14 protein-coding genes are annotated in these 16054 nt (G+C 66.2%); 5 read left to right on the plus strand and 9 right to left on the minus strand.

Annotated features, from left to right (window positions below; translation table 11 throughout):
* From OKW38_RS26575 to OKW38_RS26615, 9 genes are all read right to left on the minus strand, one after another.
* Positions 1 to 183 (minus strand): CsbD family protein, encoded by a 183-nt coding sequence (locus tag OKW38_RS26575; protein WP_184066114.1) that lies wholly within the window; start codon positions 181 to 183, stop codon positions 1 to 3.
* A gap of 179 nt (positions 184 to 362) precedes the next feature.
* Complete coding sequence (locus OKW38_RS26580) at positions 363 to 1640, minus strand: hypothetical protein (RefSeq protein ID WP_429333704.1); 1278 nt, start codon at positions 1638 to 1640, stop codon at positions 363 to 365.
* The gene (locus tag OKW38_RS26585; protein ID WP_429363921.1) at positions 1640 to 3283 is read right to left on the minus strand and encodes a hypothetical protein; all 1644 of its coding nucleotides are present in this window, start codon (positions 3281 to 3283) and stop codon (positions 1640 to 1642) included. The genes OKW38_RS26580 and OKW38_RS26585 overlap by 1 nt, the downstream gene beginning before the upstream one ends.
* A 300-nt stretch (positions 3284 to 3583) precedes the next feature.
* Positions 3584 to 4747 (minus strand): enoyl-CoA hydratase/isomerase family protein, encoded by a 1164-nt coding sequence (locus tag OKW38_RS26590; RefSeq protein ID WP_429363923.1) that lies wholly within the window; start codon positions 4745 to 4747, stop codon positions 3584 to 3586.
* Positions 4744 to 5544: an enoyl-CoA hydratase gene (locus tag OKW38_RS26595; protein ID WP_429363925.1), complete on the minus strand. Its 801-nt coding sequence runs from the start codon at positions 5542 to 5544 to the stop codon at positions 4744 to 4746. The genes OKW38_RS26590 and OKW38_RS26595 overlap by 4 nt, the downstream gene beginning before the upstream one ends.
* A complete protein-coding gene (gene mmsB, locus OKW38_RS26600; protein ID WP_429363927.1) occupies positions 5541 to 6458 on the minus strand; it encodes a 3-hydroxyisobutyrate dehydrogenase in 918 nt (305 codons plus the stop codon). The genes OKW38_RS26595 and mmsB overlap by 4 nt, the downstream gene beginning before the upstream one ends.
* Positions 6459 to 6489: 31 nt before the next feature.
* Positions 6490 to 8031 carry a CoA-acylating methylmalonate-semialdehyde dehydrogenase gene (locus OKW38_RS26605; RefSeq protein ID WP_184054522.1) on the minus strand — a complete coding sequence of 514 codons (1542 nt, stop codon included), beginning with the start codon at positions 8029 to 8031 and terminating at the stop codon, positions 6490 to 6492.
* Between the two features lie 117 nt (positions 8032 to 8148).
* The gene (locus tag OKW38_RS26610; protein WP_429333698.1) at positions 8149 to 9840 is read right to left on the minus strand and encodes an AMP-binding protein; all 1692 of its coding nucleotides are present in this window, start codon (positions 9838 to 9840) and stop codon (positions 8149 to 8151) included.
* Between the two features lie 153 nt (positions 9841 to 9993).
* Positions 9994 to 11127, minus strand: coding sequence for an acyl-CoA dehydrogenase family protein (locus OKW38_RS26615; protein WP_429334592.1), 1134 nt, complete (start codon positions 11125 to 11127; stop codon positions 9994 to 9996).
* 222 nt (positions 11128 to 11349) lie between these two features.
* On the opposite strand from OKW38_RS26615, the gene OKW38_RS26620 reads away from it, so the two are divergent.
* The 5 genes from OKW38_RS26620 to OKW38_RS26640 all read left to right on the plus strand — a co-directional run bounded on the left by OKW38_RS26620 (position 11350) and on the right by OKW38_RS26640 (position 15996).
* Entirely contained in the window at positions 11350 to 12396 is a 1047-nt protein-coding gene (locus OKW38_RS26620; RefSeq protein ID WP_429363929.1) for an AraC family transcriptional regulator ligand-binding domain-containing protein, read from the plus strand.
* 85 nt (positions 12397 to 12481) lie between these two features.
* Positions 12482 to 14110, plus strand: a complete 1629-nt coding sequence (locus tag OKW38_RS26625; protein WP_429363931.1) for an NfeD family protein — start codon at positions 12482 to 12484, stop codon at positions 14108 to 14110.
* Complete coding sequence (locus OKW38_RS26630) at positions 14107 to 14877, plus strand: slipin family protein (protein ID WP_090806531.1); 771 nt, start codon at positions 14107 to 14109, stop codon at positions 14875 to 14877. Before OKW38_RS26625 ends, OKW38_RS26630 begins: the two co-directional genes overlap by 4 nt.
* 214 nt (positions 14878 to 15091) lie before the next feature.
* Positions 15092 to 15358, plus strand: a complete 267-nt coding sequence (locus OKW38_RS26635; protein WP_090806533.1) for a DUF4148 domain-containing protein — start codon at positions 15092 to 15094, stop codon at positions 15356 to 15358.
* A gap of 143 nt (positions 15359 to 15501) precedes the next feature.
* Positions 15502 to 15996, plus strand: coding sequence for a YaiI/YqxD family protein (locus OKW38_RS26640; protein WP_429363933.1), 495 nt, complete (start codon positions 15502 to 15504; stop codon positions 15994 to 15996).
* Positions 15997 to 16054: the final 58 nt, after the last annotated feature.

Genomic DNA, 16054 nt, shown 5'->3' on the forward strand with positions numbered 1-16054 from the left:
CTAACTCTTCACACGCTCTGGTACCTGTTCCGTTTCTTCGCCGATTCTCGCCTGTATCCTGCCGGCTATTTTTTCGGCCGCTCCTTCGGCCTGTTTCGCGCGATTGCCGGTGACCTTGCCAATCGCTTCCTTGACCGAGCCCTTGAGCTCCTTCGCTGTACCTTCTACACGATTCCTGTCCATGGTGCCTTCCTGCTAGGTTTGACTGTGGAGTTGCCTGCTGGCGTTGCAACGAAACAGCCAACGTACGGCGCGACGCGCCTCGTTATGGCGCGGATCGCTTCGCCAGAGGCGATCCGCGTCGGAGCAACCTTAAAATTCCTAGCATCCGGCGTTCCCGATACCCAGTGCGCCGCGCATCGTCACCTCACCGTGACGGTGTCCTTCGCGGCGTCGTTGGCGGCATCCTTGCCGTGAGCCGGATCAGGATGATCATCTTTCGCGCCATGAAAGATATGCTTGAAAAGTTCCTTGTTCTTTGCGCCATTCAAGAGGTTTCGCAGCGCGGCTTCGTCATCGGCCGGCTTGAACGAAAGCACTCTCTTGCGGTAGCGCTCCCTGCGTTCATCGAGCATGTAACTCGCCGGTAGCGGCAGTTCGCGGCTGCCCACGTCGAGATCGATGCCTTCGAAGGTCAGCAGCCCCGCATCGTGATTGATGAAGCACGCGGGAGGCTTGGTCCGGTCGATCACGTAGACGCACTGCTTCTGCAGATTGCCGGCGTCGGGCAGCTTGCCGCGGAAGATCTTGTCACGCAGGAACGTGCACATTTCTTCCCAGCACTCCTCGGTGGATTTTCCCGCCGCACAGGACCGCAAGATTTCGGTCTTCAGAATGGCCTCTGGCACGGCATAGTAAATCGGATAACCGGCCCTCAGGTAAAGTTGCAGTTGCAACACTTCGTAACAGCGGCCCAACGCATGGATCGACGGCACGAGCAAAGACCGTTCATCCGACTCGTCGCCTTCGGTGGGTCCGGTCGCCGTCTGACTGCGGATCGACGGATGTTCCGGCAGCCCGGAATTCTCCGGTTCCGGCTGTCCGCCGCCCCACAGGATCAGATCGCGAAACAGGATCATCGGCAGGAACGAATGGACGATCAGATCCGTCGACGCCCTGCGTTTGGCGCGCTCGTTCGCATCGGCTTCCACCGGCAGCGTGGGATGCCACTTGCGCGACGAGCGCACGATATCGCCGATCGCCTTCGCCACGCAGATGCCGTTCGGTAGCCCGCCCCCCTCCTCGTCGGCCCAGGTCTGCACCAGGTCCCACGGCTCGCCAATCGGCACGCCGAGAAAGTAAAGACCGAGCGACACCGCCGTCAGCAACTCGACGTAGAACTGATTCGCCTGATATGGCGCCGCAGGAATGCCCCGCATCAACTGCGAATCGGCGAGCAGCTTCTTGCCCGATCCGACCTTGCACAGCGCGCCGGCGCAGTGCTTGAGCCGGTCGACGAGACCGCGCACGTCGCGACCGGCAAGCGGCGACTGCCCGCCGACCAGGTGGTGTCTGACCATCAGCGAGATCGGCGTCGTGAAGTTCGAGCGGTCCGTGTTTTTCGTCGGCACCACGATGGACATCACCAGGTCGCTGATGATCTCCAGGTCGGCCAGCATCGCATCGATGGAAGTAGTCATCACTCGACCTCCGCTGCTATCTCTTCGATCGACGGATCGTATTGGCCGTCGATGCTCGCCGTCTGCCCCGGCTCGGACGTGGCGATGATCGCCACGGCATCCCGGATCAATCCCTTGCAGCGCGCGGCCAACACTCGCTTGCGAATTCCCGATGGCGCGTCTCCTTCGTTCGCCCATTCCTTGAATCCGAGTCTTTCGAGTACGTGATCCTCGTTCTGTCCGAAGGTGGCCGCGCCGTCCGCGGGTATGGCCTGATGGGCATCGGTCAGGCAGGTGCAGATGTACTCCTCGACGGTCGGGCCACGCGCCGCCAGCGTTTGAATTTCACGCTTGGCCCAGCGGGCGAGCGATACCGAGATCTCATCCATGTCGTGCGTCAGGTTGCGCACCTTGACGTCCTTGCCGCGATCGTCGCCGAGAATCTGATAGACGGTCCGGTCGACCACATGCAGCCACAGCGAAGTCTGCGCAATGCGGATCTTGTGTTCGCACACGACGTCTTTCGAGTCGGCCTCGAGCGCGCGCCGTACGTGCCACAGCACGACGTAATGCCATACGAGTCCAATGAACTTGCCGAAGAAGAGTGCCTTGTCCTGCATCGAGCCGTCGTCGAACTCGGGATATTCGAGAGGCGTCACCAGCGTCATCTTCGTGCGCGCGCCTTCCTTCAAGGTCCGATAGAGCGTCGCCGCGGGGCTGCTGCGATAGCCGTCCCAGGACTCGCGCGCCCACCATTGCTTGTCGATATCGAAGAAACGATAGATCGAAAAAATGCCTTTTTCAGACTCCTGAACGTTCGCCGCGCCGCCGTGAGCCTGGTGCGCCGCGCCCGGCTGCAAGCGCTTCCTCTCCTCTGCGCGGGACTGGTCGTGGTTCGGGTCGCGATAGGCGTCGTAAATCACGCGAAGACCATAGCGGGTTCCCATCGCGTTATCGATGCTGGCCACCTTGTCGCTGAGTTCCTTGCGGATGGTCTCGAGCACCGCTTCCTGCTCGTCGACGAGCTTGCGTTGCTGCTCGAGCGCGCAATAGTGTTCCGCGGCCACGTAAATGGCGGCGAGCGCCAATGCGAGTACGACCGCATCGGTATAGCCCTCCCATATCTCTCCGCCGAACAGCAATACCGCGGGGACGTAGCAGAACACCGGAATGCACCAGCGCGACGCGAACCAGCTTCGCAGGATGCCGACTACACCCTTCGAGCGGGAGTCGACGTCGGGAGCGGCCTCGCCTTCCTCTTCCGCGATACGCTTCTTCTCCTCGAACTCGCGTTCCGCGATGGTCCGCGCTCGTTCTTCTTCTCCACGGCAAATGTGGACATAAAACACGAGGAACGTGAAGGCCGTGACCAGCAACGCAAGCAGCCAGCTCTCGCCCATGCTGGTTGCGCGATCCGCGTCGCTGACTTCCTTCATCACCGCGGCGATCTTTTTAACGCACTCAATGCCGGGAGGAAAGCAATCCGCATCCGGCACGCGATGCGAAAAGGTCACCACCCAGTAGATACCGCTGCCCACCAGAACCGCAATGCCGCCTAGCGCGGTGAGGGCGAGCTTTTTTGCATGAGGGCCCTGCTCGACGTGGGAAGCGGGTTTGTCGCCGAAGGGTTTGGAGCGGCGATTCTCATCTGACGGCTTTTCCATACGCATTGCCTCCTGATCGATCAAGAGCACGGGAATGCGGGAAGCGGTGACGTATAAACGCACCGTAGGTCGGACGAGCGCCGTGATGAGGGCTGCGAGCAGGCTTTGCCGGTCGGGACGGGGCTGAACTATCTATCTAAGATTGCGCCCGGAAAGATGTCAATTGGCGCGCGTAGTCTGTGTCCGCCACACCACAATTGGCACCGGCGGCTGATGGGCGGGACATGCCAAGCAGACCTAAGGGCGGGCGCGGGTGCGCCGGGCCGCGCGCCCCGCGCGGCATGCGATACGCCGCGCAAGTCAGTCGCCATGCTCCGCGCCCAGCGCCGCCAGCGGATGCGCGTCGCCATGCCACGGCGAACTCAGGAAATGCCGCACGCGCTCGGGTTGCACATCGGCGAGCGTCGCCGGTGACCAGCGCGGCCGACGGTCCTTGTCGATCAGTTGCGCGCGCACGCCCTCGCGGAAATCGCCTTCCTCGATCGAGCGCTTCACGATGCCGAGCTCCATCCGGAAGCATTCGGCAAGCGTCATCTGCCGGCCGCGCAGCAGCGCTTCGCGCGTCACGTGCAGCATCGTCGGCGAATGGGCGGTCAGTGCGTCGTAGGTCGCTTGCAGCCATTGCCGCACCTCGCGCGGCGGTTCGCGTTCGAGATCCTGACGCAGTGTCGCGACGATGCGCTCGACGCCCGAACGCCGGTCGAAGTGGCGCAGGATCAGTTGCGTCAGCGCGCCGAGCGGCGCGTGCGGCACGATATTGCACGGCGGCTCGAACACGGCGCGCAGCGCGTCGATGCGCTCGCCGTCGTGCGACATGCGCTGCAAACGTTCCTCGAAGCTCGCGAGCCAGTCGGCCGGCACGCACAGGTCGGCCAGTTGCAGGCGCATCGCGTCGGCGCCCGCTAGTGTCGCGCCGGTCAGCCCGACATACAGCGCAAGCTCGGCCGGCATCACGCTCAGAAAGCGGCTCGCGCCGACGTCGGGCACGAAGCCGATGCGCGTCTCCGGCATCGCGATGCGGCTGCGTTCGGTCACGATGCGCAGCCGCGCCGCCTGGCCGAGGCCCATGCCGCCGCCCATCGCGATGCCGTCGAGCAGCGCGACCACCGGCTTCGGAAACGTGTGCAACGCGTGATCGAGCCGGTATTCGTCGACGAAGAACGCAAGCCAGCGTGGGTCGCCCTGCGTCGCGAGCCGATGTACCTCGCGCACGTCGCCGCCCGCGCAAAAGCCCTTGTCGCCAGCGCCCTTCAGCACCAGCGCGACGATCCTGGCATCGGTGCGGCAATGCTCGACCAGCACCGCGAGTTCGCGCACCATCGCGTGCGACAGCGCGTTGAGCGCGGCAGGCCGGTTCAGCGTGATGATCGCCACGCGGTTGACGACGCGAAACAGCACGTCGGGTTCGGCTTGCGGGTTCGTCGCGGCGCGCATTTCGACCGCAAAGCCGCGCAAAGTGCTCATCGCTGCGTCTCCCGCGATGCACGGCTCGTCTGCCAGCGCGGCGCGCGTTTTTCGAGGAACGCGTTGACGCCCTCGCGCTGATCGGCGCCATCGAACAGATCGACGAAGCGCTCGCGTTCAAGCGCGAGCGCGGCGGCCCGCGGCACGCCATGCCGCGCCTGATGGATCAGCGCCTTGCTGAAGCTGACCGCCTGCGGGCTCAAACCGGTGACGCGCTGCGCCATGTTCAACGCGGCTTCACGCGCGGCGCCGCGCTCCACCACTTCTTCGACGAGACCGATGCTGAGCGCGGTCGCCGCATCGACGCGCTCGCCGGTCAGAATCATCCGCTTGGCCCAGCCTTCGCCGACGAGCCACGGCAGCGTCTGCGTGCCGCAGCCGCATGGCAGCAGACCGACCGCCGTCTCGGGGAGCGCCAGCACCGCATGCTGCTCGGCGATGCGGATATCGCAGGCGAGCGCGCATTCGAGACCGCCGCCCATCGCAAAGCCGTTGAGCGCCGCGATGACGACGGGCCGCGCGTTCTGCAGCGATTCGAAGGCCGCGCCGAAACGCGCGGCCGCGGTGCGCGCGAGTTCGCGATTGCCGTCGGCGAACGTGTTCAGATCGGCGCCCGCGCTGAAAAACTTCGGACCGTCGCCGGTGATCACGAGCGAGCGCACGCGCGCATCGGCGTTCAACTGCGCGACGGTGCGTTGCAATTGCAGCAGACCGTCAGGCGTGAAAGCGTTCGCGGGGGGCCGTTTCAACGTGATCAAAGCAACGGCGCCGTCATGTGCGTAATCGAGGTCGATCATTGCGTGCCTCCCTGGCCGTTACCGCCGCGCTCACGCGAGCGATACAGCTTGATCACCGCCGAAAAGTCCAGGCGCCCCGCGCCGTTCGCGCTCATCGTTTGATAGAGCTGCTGCGCGAGCGCGCCGAGATAGACCGGTTGACGCACGCCGCGCGCGGCATCGGTGGCGAGGCCGAGGTCTTTCAGCATCAGGTCGGTGCCGAAGCCGCCGGTATAGCCGCGCGAGGACGGCGCGGTCGCGATCACGCCCGGCATCGGGTTATACGTGTCCGAACTCCAGCAGCGCCCGGTCGACGTATTGATGATGCTACCGAGCACCTTCGTGTCGATACCGAGCGCCTCGCCGAGCGACATCGCCTCGGCGACGCCCGCCATCGAGATGCCGAGCACGAGGTTGTTGCAGATCTTCGCGACCTGGCCCGTGCCGGTGTCGCCGCAATGCACGATGTTTTTTCCCATCGCCGACAGCACTGGCTTGACCTGCTCGTACGCGCTCGCACTGCCGCCGACCATGAAGGTCAGCGTGGCCGCCGCCGCGCCGCCGGTGCCGCCCGAGACCGGGGCGTCGACGAAGTTGTTGCCATGAGCCGCGGCGAGTTCGGCAAACGCTTTCACGCTGGCGGGATCGATCGTGCTCGAATCGATGATCGGCACGCCCGGCGCGATGCCGGCGAGGATGCCGTCGTCCGCGACGAGCACGCTGCGCACGTGAGCCGCGGCGGGCAGCATCGTGATCACGCATTCGACGTCGCTCGCGGCGGCTTGCGGTGAGCGGGCCGGCTGTGCGCCCGCGTCGACGAGCGTGCGCACAGCTTCCGCACTAAGGTCGAACACGTTGAGCGCGTGGCCCGCCTTCAGCAGGTTCAGCGCCATCGGCGCGCCCATATTGCCGAGTCCGATAAAGCCTATTTTCATGGTGTCGTCTCCGGGTGTGCCCTCAGTCCCTTCAACGCAGGCGGATCGTCGTGTTGACGCCATCGTTGACGGTGTCGTCGTCGAACCAGCGCGCGGTGACCGTCTTGGTCTGCGTGTAAAACTGCACGACCTGCTTGCCGTAGGGACCGAGATCGCCAAGCTTCGAGCCGCGCGAACCGGTGAAGCTGAAAAACGGCACCGGCACCGGGATCGGAATGTTGATGCCGACCTGGCCGATATCGATCTCGCTCTGGAACTTGCGCGCCGCCGCGCCGCTTTGCGTGAAGAGGCCGACGCCGTTGCCGAACGGGTTCGCGTTGACGAGCGCGATAGCATCGTCGAGCGTCGCCACGTTCAGCACCGCGAGCACCGGCCCGAAAATTTCGGTGCGGTAGATTTCCATGTCGGCCGTCACGTCGGTGAACACCGTCGGGCCGATGAAGTTGCCCTGCTCGTAGCCGTGCACGTTCACATCGCGGCCGTCGAGCACGAGCGTCGCGCCCTCTTTCACGCCCGCGTCGATCAGACCGAGAATGCGCTGCTTCGCGGCGCGCGACACGACCGGCCCCACATCGGTGCCCGGCTCGTGACCCGCGTTGACCTTCAGCGTCTTCGCCTTCGCGACGAGTTCGGGCAGCCACTCGCGCGCGGCACCGACCAGCACCGCCACCGAACTCGCCATGCAGCGCTGACCGGCCGCGCCGAACGCGGCGCCGGCGAGCGCGTTGAGGGTCTGTTCGCGATTCGCGTCGGGCAGCACGACCGCGTGGTTCTTCGCGCCCATCATCGACTGCACTCGCTTGCCGTGTTCGCTGCCGAGGCGATACACGTGCGTGCCGACCGCCGTCGAGCCGACGAACGAAATCGCCTTCACCAGTTCATGCGTGCACAGCGCATCGACGACTTCCTTGCCGCCGTGCACGACGTTCAGCACGCCCTTCGGCACGCCGGCTTCGAGCGCCAGTTCGACGAGCTGCATCGTCGACAGCGGGTCCTGCTCGGATGGCTTCAACACGAAGGTATTGCCGCACACGAGCGCCATCGGGAACATCCACAGCGGGATCATCGCGGGGAAATTGAATGGCGTGATGCCGACGCATACGCCGAGCGGCTGGCGCAGCGTGTAGGTGTCCACACCACCGGCGACGTTCTCGGCGAACTCCCCCTGCTGCAACGTGCCGATCGAACACGCGTGCTCGACGACTTCCAGACCGCGGAAGATGTCGCCCTCGGCATCGGGAATCGTCTTGCCCTGCTCGGCCGACAGCGTCTTCGCGATGCGCGGCATATGCTCGCGAATCAGCGCCTGGTACTTCAGCATGATGCGCATGCGCGCGCCGATCGGCGTGTCCTTCCACGTTTTGAACGCGGCGTGCGCGCTGCGCACCGCCGCGTCGACCTCCGCGACGGTCGCGAACGGCACGCGCGCGAGGACCGCCTGCGTGGCCGGGTTCACGATGTCGCGCCACTCGGTCGTCTTCGATTCGACGAACTCGCCGTTGATCAGCAGTTTGACGGTGGCCACGGCGCCGGCAACGTCGCGGCCGGTCTCGTTCGAAGCAAGGGTGCTCATGCTGAAACTCCTGTGATTTAGAAAACAGTGCCCCGACGCGTCGAATCCGAAGCTCGAATTCAACGCGTGCGATTCAAACCGGGGCGGCAAACCAGCAATGGCGAGGAATAAAGACAGTCACCGCAAGTCGGGAAAATCCTCTTCCCAATACTCGTCCGGCAGACGCGCGGGCTCGGCTGCGCGCTCCATTTCGCGGCGCCGCAATTCGACGCGGCGGATCTTGCCGGAGATCGTCTTCGGCAGTTCACTGAATTGCAGACGGCGAATCCGCTTGTACGGCGCGAGTTTTTCACGCGAGAACGCGAACACCGCGCGCGCGAGTTCGGGACCGGCTTCGTAGCCGTGACGCACGGTGACGAACGCCTTCGGCACCGCCAGACGCAACGCGTCCGCGCTCGGCACGACGGCCGCCTCGCCGATCGCCTCGTGTTCGATCAGCACGCTTTCGAGTTCGAACGGACTCAGGCGATAGTCGGACGACTTGAACACGTCGTCCGAGCGGCCGACGTACACGTAGTAGCCGTCGTCGCGACGCAGCGCGACATCCGAGGTGCGATAGAGGCCGTTGCGCATCGACTGCGCGGTCGCGTTGGCGTTGTTCGCGTAACCCGTCATCAGGCCGAGCGGCCGTTCGGCAAGCGGCAGCGCGATTTCGCCTTCGCCGACCGGTTGGTCGTCGGCGTCGAGCAGCTCGACCCGGTAGCCCGGCAACGGACGCCCCATCGAGCCGGCCACGACCGGCTGGCCCGGCGAATTGCCGATCTGGCAGGTCGTTTCGGTCTGGCCGTAGCCATCGCGAATCGTAATGCCCCACGCGTGCCTGACGCGCTCGATGACCTCCGGATTCAGCGGCTCGCCGGCGCCGACGATTTCGCGCAGCTTCACCGGATAGTCGCCGAGCGGCTCCTGCACGAGCATGCGCCAGACGGTCGGCGGCGCGCACAGCGTGGTGACGTTGAAGCGCACGAGCGCGGCGAGTGTGTCTTTCGGCACGAAGCGCGGGACGTTGAACACGAACACGCAGGCCTGCGCGTTCCACGGCGCGAAGAAGCAGCTCCACGCGTGCTTGGCCCAGCCCGGCGAGCTGATGTTCCAATGGATGTCGCCGGGTTGCAGGCCGATCCAGTACATCGTCGACAGATGCCCGACCGGATAGCTCTGGTGCGTATGCTCGACCAGCTTCGGCTTCGAGGTGGTGCCGGACGTGAAGTACAGCAACAGCGGATCGCTGGCGTGGGTGACACCGTCCGGCGTGAAATGCGGCGAAGCCTCGTACGCGGCGGCAACATCGATCCAGCCGTCGCGCGGCGCACCGACCGACAGGCGGGTGAGCGGCACGTCGAGCGCATCGAATTTGCCCAGCTCCGCGCTGTCGACCACGACGAACTTCGCGCCGCCGATCTGCACGCGGTCGCGCACGTCCTCGGCGGATAGCTGCGTGGTGGCGGGCAGCACGATCGCGCCGAGCTTCATCGCGGCGAGCATGACGTCCCATAGCTCGACGCGGTTCGGCAGCATCAGCAGCACACGGTCGCCGCGGCCGACGCCCGCGCCGCGCAGAAAGTTCGCCATCCGCGACGAGCGCTCCGACATCTGCGCGTACGACAGACGCAGGCCGTCGCTGGAAGGATCGTCGACGATCCACAGCGCGGGGTTGTCGTTGTCATGCGCGATCGCGTCGAAGTAGTCGAGCGCCCAGTTGAACTCGCCGAGCGCGGGCCACGCGAATTCGCGGTACGCGCGCTCGTAGTCGGTGCGATGGCGCACTAGCAGATCGCGCGCTTCGAGAAAGGCTTTCGCTGCTGTCATCGTCGTCTCCTGTCGACCAGAGTTAGCGCTTTAGCGCTTACTTCGGTCTCATGCAACGTAGTTGCGAGTGGCGCGGGGCGCGCTCGGTTTTTTTCGCCGCGGAGATCCAGGCGAGCATCCACGGCCAGGCTATTGTGCGCTCAAACGCCGCCCTCAAACATGGCGCGCGATCACCATCCGCTGCACTTCGCTCGTCCCTTCGTAAATCTGCGTGATCCGTGCATCCCGATAGTGGCGTTCGACCGCATAGTCCTCCAGATAGCCGTAGCCGCCATGAATCTGGATCGCGTTCGAACAGATCTCCTCCGCAAGCTCCGACGCGAAAAGCTTCGCCTGCGACGCCTCCGACAGACACGGCCGCCCCGCCGAGCGCAGCCGTGCCGCGTGATGTACGAGCAGGCGCGCGGCATTCAGGCGCGTCGCCATGTCGGCAAGCATATTCGCGATCGTCTGGTGGTCTTTCAGCGGCTTGCCGAACTGTTCGCGCTCGTTCGCGTAGCGGCGCGCGGCGTCGAACGCGGCGCGCGCAATGCCGACTGCCTGCGCGGCGATGCCGATGCGTCCGCCTTCGAGATTCGACAGCGCGATGCGCAGACCCTCGCCCGGCTCGCCGAGCAGATTGGCCTCGGGCACCGCGCACTGATCGAGCGAGATCGGACAGGTGTCGGACGCGCGAATGCCGAGCTTGTGCTCCGGCCGGCCGACGTCGAAACCCGGCGTCGAGGTCGGCACGATGAAGGCGGACAGGCCGCGCTTACCGCGCTCGGGATCGGTGACCGCGAACACGATTGCGAGACCGGCACGCGCGCCGTTGGTCACGAACTGCTTGCTGCCGTTCAGAATCCACTGCCCGTCGCGCCGCTCCGCGCGGGTGCGCAGATTGTTCGCCTCGGAGCCCGCCTGCGGCTCGGTCAGGCAAAACGCGCCGATCGTCCGGCCGATGGCGAGCTCGCGCAGATAGCGGTCTTTCTGCGCGGCGCTGCCGAAGTTCAGGATCGGCGCGCAGCCGACCGAGTTGTGCACGCTCATCAGCGTCGCGCAGGCGGCGCAACCGGCCGCGATCTCTTCCAGCGCGAGCGCATAGGCGACGTAATCGGTGTAGGAGCCGCCCCACTCGGCCGGCACCATCATGCCCAGAAAGCCGAGTTCGCCCAGCTGCGCGACGACCCCCGCCGGCAGTTGCGCGTCGCGATCCCATTGCGCCGCGTGCGGCGCGAGGCATTCGGTCGCGAAGTCGCGCGCGGCGTCGCGGATCATCCGTTGTTCGTCGGTGTAGAAGCTGTCCATGACTGCGTCCTCGTTGGTGCTGACGGCCGTGCTGGCGTTCGCGGTGATGCGGCAAGTGTAGGCAAGCGGCCCGCGCCGTTCGATGCTCGCTCCGCTCATTCTTGCTGAGCGCTTTTGCCATACTGCTACCATGCACGTGCATGGAGCCTCGCCATTTCAGGGGGCTTCATGAACCACGACCCAGCCTATGCTGAGCGCTTTTGCCAGAAAGGCCGAATCCCGATGAAAAGCGACAAAGGCACGATCTCCGTCAGTCTCGTCGAGGAAACGCTCGCGCTCGCGACGGCGCGCGGCCTCGACGCGCGAGCGCTCGCCGAAGCGGCCGGCATTGCCGCGGCGATGCTCGCGTCGCCGAAAAGCCGGGTATCGTCGGCGCAATACGGCGCGCTGTGGGCCGGCATCGCACGCGCGCTCGACGACGAATTCTTCGGCCAGGACTCGCATCCGATGAAAAGCGGCAGCTTCATCGCGATGACGCAGACGGCGCTGGGCGCGCGCAACGGCGCGCAGGCGCTTGCGCGCGCGGTCGGCTTCATGCGGCTCGTGCTCGACGATCTCGGCGCGACGATCGACACCGACGCGCAGCGCGTGCGCCTGAAGTTCGTCGAGCGCGCGGGCACGCGCAAGCCGGCGATGTTCGCTTACGCGACGTATTTCATCCTCGTGTACGGGCTCGTGTGCTGGCTCGTCGGCCGGCGCATTCCGTTGCTCGAAGCGCGCTTTCGCTGCGCCGCGCCGCCGGCCGCGCACGAATACCGGCTGATGTTCTGCGAAGACATGTATTTCGACGAGCCGGAGTCGTCCGTCGATCTCGACCCTGCGTTTCTGGAACTGCCGGTGATCCAGACTTCGCGCTCGGCGCGGCCGTTTCTGCGCGATGCGCCGGGCAGCTTCATCGTCAAGTACCGCAATCCGGGTTCGCTCGCCGGGCGCGTGCGCAAGACGCTGCGCGCGCTGCCGATGTCGGGCTGGCCCGCGGCCGATCAGATGGCCGCGCGCCTGCACGTCGCCGAGGCGACGATGCGGCGGCACCTGAAGCAGGAGGGCCACACGTATCAGTCAATCAAGGACGCGCTGCGGCGCGACATCGCGATCGCCGAACTGCAGCGCACGCAGCGCACCATCGCCGATATCGCCAACGCCGTCGGCTTCGCGGAGCCGAGCGCGTTTCATCGCGCGTTCCGCAAATGGACCGGCATGCGCCCGACCGACTACCGGCCGGCCCGGGCCGCGGGGCTCGATCTCACGCGACGCGCCGAATCGGACTAAGCTTTAAGCGGCAACAGGCCAGCCTTGATCGAGGGTAGGGGCCCGCGCCGCCGGTTCGCACCGGCTGGCGCGACGGCCGTCAGCGATGAACACGACTCCGCGTCTCCCGCTCCGGCAGTCCGGTCCGCGCAGGCCGCTTATCCGCGGCGGCATCGTGGGCCGTTTGATGCGCGGCATCGCCGTGCTCGGCGTGCTATGCGCGTTCGGCTTCGCGACGCGCGAAGCGCTGGCGCCGCTGCAAGCGGCCAATGCGGCGAGCGCGGCGAACGTCGCCGCCGCGACCGCCAACAGCGTCGTCGTGATTCCGGTGAATGGCGCGATCGGACCGGCCACCGCCGATTTCATCGTGCGGGGCTTGCAGCGCGCGGCCAGCCAGCGTGCACAGCTCGCGGTCCTGCAACTCGACACGCCCGGCGGCCTCGATACGTCGATGCGGCAGATCATCAAGGCGATCCTCGCCTCGCCGGTGCCGGTCGCGACCTTCGTCGCGCCGAGCGGCGCGCGTGCGGCCAGCGCCGGCACCTACATCGTCTACGCGAGCCATATCGCGGCGATGGCGCCGGGCACCAATCTCGGCGCCGCGACGCCGATCGAGATGGGCATCGGCGGCAACGAGCCGCCCGCCGGCGGCCCGCCGGCAACGCCAGCCACCCCAGGTACGCCGGGGCTGCCGCACATGCGCACGCTGCCTGGCGGCGCGTCCGCGCCTGCGCCTGCGTCACCCGGCGCATCATCCGAAGCCGCGAGCGCTCTGCCACTCGACACCCAATCGACCGAACTGCGCAAGCAGGTTCACGATGCCGCCGCCTACATCCGCGGCCTCGCGCAGATGCGCGGCCGCAACGCCGAGTGGGCCGAGCGCGCGGTCCGCGAAGCGGTGAGCCTGTCCGATGAGGAAGCGCTCGCGCAGCACGTCGTCGATATCGTCGCGCGCGACGTGCCGGACCTGCTGCGCCAGGTGGACGGCCGCACGTACGTCACGAGCGCGGGCAGCGTCACGCTGCACACCGCGCATGCGCCGCTGATCACGCTCGAACCCGACTGGCGCAGCCGCTTTCTCGCCGTGATCACCGATCCGAGCGTCGCGCTGATTCTGCTGATGCTCGGCATGTATGGCCTTTTCTTCGAATTCGCCAATCCGGGCTTCGTGCTGCCCGGCGTAGTCGGCGCGATCAGCCTGCTGCTCGGCCTGTTCGCGATGCAGATGCTGCCCATCAGCTACGTCGGCCTCGGGCTGATCTTTCTCGGCATTGCCTTCCTGATCGGCGAAGCGTTCCTGCCGACCTTCGGCTCGCTCGGCTTCGGCGGCGTAGTCGCGTTCGTGGTCGGCGCAACGATGCTGATGGATACCGGCGTGCCCGGCTATGGCATCCCGCTGCCGCTGATCGCCGCGGTCGTCGTGTTCAGCGTCGCGTTCGTGCTCGGCGTGTCGCGGCTCGCGCTGCGCGCGCGGCGGCGGCCCGTGGTGACGGGCTCGGAGGCGCTGATCGGCTGCCTCGGCGTGGTGCTGGACGGCGGCTTGCTGCCCGAACCCGAACACGCGGCGGCCGGCCCGCTGGCCGGCTGGGCGCGCGTGCACGGCGAGCGCTGGCGCGTCTCGAGCACCACGCCGGCAGCACCGGGTCAGAGCGTGCGCGTGACGGCGCGCAACGGCCTCACACTGACCGTGGTGCCCGTCACGTCGGTCGACGCCTTACAAGGAGAACGCTCATGATCGGCTTCACATTCGGCTTCGGCAGCATCCTGATCCTGCTCGTGGTCGTGCTGATTGCGTCGTCGGTGCGGATTTTTCGCGAGTACGAACGCGGCGTCGTGTTCATGCTCGGCCGCTTCTGGAAGGTCAAGGGGCCCGGGCTCGTATTGATCATTCCGATCGTGCAGCAGGCGGTGCGCATGGATTTGCGCACCATCGTGTTCGACGTGCCGACGCAAGACGTGATCACGCGCGACAACGTATCGGTCAAGGTCAACGCGGTCGTGTATTTCCGCGTCGTCGATCCGGAGAAGGCGGTGATCCAGGTCGCGCGCTACTTCGAGGCGACCAGCCAGCTGGCGCAGACGACGCTGCGCGCGGTGCTCGGCAAGCACGACCTCGACCAGCTGCTGTCGGAGCGCGAGCAGTTGAACACCGACATCCAGAAAGTGCTCGACTCGCAAACCGACGCGTGGGGCATCAAGGTATCGATCGTCGAGATCAAGCACGTCGATATCAATGAAACGATGATCCGCGCGATTGCGCGTCAGGCCGAAGCCGAGCGCGAACGGCGCGCGAAGGTGATTCACGCCGAAGGCGAGTTGCAGGCATCGAAGCAGTTGCTGGAGGCGGCCCAGACGCTCGCGCGGCAACCGCAGGCGATGCAGTTGCGCTATCTGCAGACGCTGGTGACGATCGCCGCCGACAAGAACTCGACGATCGTGTTTCCGCTGCCGATCGACCTCGTGAGTGCGGGGCTGGAACGCTTCAACAAGCCATCGGCGTGATAGGACGATATTTGTCAGGACATCCATTCGGCGCGGATTAGCGTCGACGTTTCGGCATACCCGCCCGCTTGCGCGTTGCTTGCGCTGAGGTGGCGAACGAGGCTCGCGGCGGGTTCGATTTGCCGGCAGAAGTGGTGCGTTGCTTGTACCGCCTTACCCGGCGCACCGAAAAACCACCAGGTCCGGCTGTTTTTCCGCTCCGCAGGAGCTCGCCATGAAACTGTCTTCCCGCATTGGACTCGGCGCGCTGTTGGCCGCCGTGGGTATCAGCACCGTCTACGCGCAAGCGGTGACGCAGCCCGCCGACCCGTCGGCGCCGAAAACGCGCGCCCAGGTCCGCGCTGACCTCGCGGAATGGCTCGCCGCCGGCTACGATCCGTTCGACTGGATCGACTATCCGGAGAACGCGCAGCGCGCGAGCCGCATCGTCGCGCAACACCGCGAGCAGCAGCAAGGCAACGCCCGGACGGCCGTGCAGTAAAGCGGTCGCGGCTGGCGTAGTCGCAGCAGCCTGAATGCCGCCCGCCGCGAGCGGCATGGCAAGGCTTGCGTCGCGCCAAGGTATCATCCGGTCCCTCCATCCCCCACGCAGCAAACCAGCCGCACACAGCCGGAACCCGCACCATGCCAATCTGGGTCGATGCCGACGCCTGCCCGGCCGTCGTCAAGGACATGCTGTATCGCGCGGCGCGCCGGACCGGCATGCCGCTGACGCTGGTCGCCAATTCGTTCCTGCGCGTGCCGCCGTCGCCGCTGATCCGCGCGATCCAGGTGCCGGCCGGCTTCGACGCCGCCGATCAGTTGATCGTCGAGCGCGTCGTCGCGGGCGACCTCGTGATCACCGCCGACATCCCGCTCGCCGCCGCCGTGCTGGCAAAAAATGCCCACGCGCTCGATCCGCGCGGCAACTGGTACACGCCCGGAACGATCGAAGAACGGCTGCGCATGCGCTCGATGCTCGACCAGTTGCGCTCGAGCGGCGTCGACACGGGCGGGCCGGCCGCCTTCAGCGCGCGCGATGGCAAGGCGTTTGCTGGCGAACTCGATCGCTGGCTCGCGCGTCAGGCGCCTCGCAGTGATGCGCAGGCGCCACAGTCGCACGGCAAGCCGCCCGCCTGACGGGCCCGGGCGGCCTGCTCGCGCCGCCACAGGCGCCGGGGCGCTGCCGTTCGTGATT

The sequence above is a fragment of the Paraburkholderia sp. MM5496-R1 genome, assembly GCF_050436205.1.
GTDB lineage: Bacteria > Pseudomonadota > Gammaproteobacteria > Burkholderiales > Burkholderiaceae > Paraburkholderia > Paraburkholderia tuberum.